The organism is Streptomyces sp. NPDC059564 (assembly GCF_042735575.1).
Classification (GTDB): Bacteria; Actinomycetota; Actinomycetes; order Streptomycetales; family Streptomycetaceae; genus Streptomyces.
Window position 1 is genome coordinate 1 of record NZ_JBHWBP010000695.1, and the last position, 1318, is coordinate 1318.

Annotated in this window: 1 protein-coding gene; it reads right to left on the bottom strand. The window is 71.0% G+C overall.

The window, feature by feature from the left end:
• Positions 1–124 precede the first annotated feature (124 nt).
• Positions 125–1114, bottom strand: coding sequence for a GTP 3',8-cyclase MoaA (moaA, locus tag ACFV0Q_RS41720; protein ID WP_385013340.1), 990 nt, complete (start codon positions 1112–1114; stop codon positions 125–127).
• Between the last annotated feature and the right edge of the window lie 204 nt (positions 1115–1318).

A 1318-nucleotide genomic window follows, 5' to 3' on the forward strand; every position in this document is an offset into this window, starting at 1 on the left:
ACAAACTCCACAACCTCTTCTTCATTTTGGTTTTGTGGGGGGTTGTGGGGGGGTTTTTTTTTCGAACCCCCCCCGGGGGGGGGGGGGGGGGCCGGCCCCCCCCCCCCGGCCCGGTCAGCCGCCGTCAGCCACCGATCGCCGACATGGGGCGGTCGGGCTGGAGGAAGGACGGGTCGTCGAGACCGGACCCGGCCTTCTTGCCCCACATCGCCACCTTCCACAGGCGGGCGATCTCCTCGTCCGGCGCGCCCGAGCGCAGGGCGGAACGCAGGTCCGACTCCTCGGTGGCGAACAGGCACGTACGGACCTGGCCGTCGGCCGTGAGCCGCGTACGGTCGCAGGCTCCGCAGAAGGGGCGGGTGACGGAGGCGATGACCCCGACGGTGGCCGGGCCGCCGTCGACCACCCAGCGCTCGGCGGGGGCGGAGCCGCGCTCGTCGGCGCCTTCCTCGGTGAGGGTGAAGCGGGTGCGCAGGGACGCCAGGATGTCCCCGGCGGTGATCATGCCGTCGCGCTTCCAGCCGTGCTGGGCGTCGAGGGGCATCTGCTCGATGAAGCGGAGCTCGTACTCGTTCTCCACGGCCCAGGCGAGCAGGTCGGGGGCCTCGTCGTCGTTCAGCCCGGGCATCAGGACGGCGTTGACCTTGACCGGGGTCAGACCGGCTTCGCGGGCGGCCGCCATGCCGTCGATGACGTCGTGGTGGCGGTCGCGGCGGGTGAGGGTCTTGAAGACCTCGGGGCGCAGGGTGTCCAGCGAAACGTTCACCCTGTCCAGGCCGGCGGCCTTGAGCGCCTGTGCGGTGCGCTTGAGGCCGATGCCGTTGGTGGTCAGGGACATCCGGGGGCGGGGCTCCAGGGCCGCGCACTGCTCGACGATCCCGACCAGGCCGGGCCGCAGCAGCGGCTCGCCGCCGGTGAAGCGGACCTCGGTGATCCCCAGCCGGGTGACGGCGATGCGGACCAGCCGGACGATCTCGTCGTCGCTCAGCAGATCGGACTTGCCGAGCCACTGCAGACCCTCCTCGGGCATGCAGTAGGTACAGCGCAGATTGCACCGGTCGGTGAGTGAGACGCGCAGGTCAGTGGCCACGCGGCCATAGGTGTCGAGAAGCACGGTGGGCCCCCTCCCCTGTCCGGATCTGTAGAGGTTCGATGAATCGAGCCTACGCGACGCCTGTTACATCCAGAGGTGCCCGAACGGACGAGAGGCGGCGTGGGGGCGGGGGGGGGGAGTTGGAAGCCGGCCCCCGGGGGGGTTGGGGGGTGTAAATGTGGGGCGGTTGCGGGGTGGGGGCGGCCCACCCCCGCCGGGGAAAAA